Origin of the sequence: Bartonella vinsonii subsp. berkhoffii ATCC 51672 (genome assembly GCF_902825225.1) — a bacterium.
GTDB classification, from domain to species: Bacteria; Pseudomonadota; Alphaproteobacteria; order Rhizobiales; family Rhizobiaceae; genus Bartonella; species Bartonella berkhoffii.
Genome location: NZ_CADEAK010000193.1, coordinates 1 through 429 on the forward strand (window position 1 = coordinate 1; position 429 = coordinate 429).

1 protein-coding gene is annotated in these 429 nt (G+C 42.7%); it reads right to left on the reverse strand.

The features are described from left to right. Positions 1 to 8: 8 nt before the first annotated feature. On the reverse strand, positions 9 to 429 hold a 421-nt coding region (locus J7R10_RS08890; protein ID WP_208436494.1), incomplete at its 5' end, for a type IV secretion system protein.

Below are 429 nucleotides of genomic sequence, written 5' to 3' on the forward strand. Positions count from 1 at the left end.
GTTTGATATTAAAAGTTGCCACGGCCTTGTCCTCCCATTTTTGCTGCTTTGCTTGCGGTTCCTGCCACTTTTCTTGCAGCACCTGCTGCACCAGAGATTTTTGAAACTGCGCTTTTTGCTGCATTACTACCAGCTTGAGCACCACCAGAAAGCATCGATAAAACCGGTCCTCCTGAAGAGAAGCCAGCGTTAAAGTATGGTCCACCAGAAGCTAGAGCAGAAGCAATGCCAGGCAATGCACGGAAAAGAATAGCTCCTACTATCGAGATGACAACAACAGGGGGAAAGAGATAATAGATCGAATCATATGTACCTTTGAGAACGTGTATGATAATTTGACACATAATCGTACCAAGCATGATTACTAAAACTTGCAAAATGGTAAAATTAACCAATGTAGTAATCCATGCGTCAGTGAATTTTCTGGTT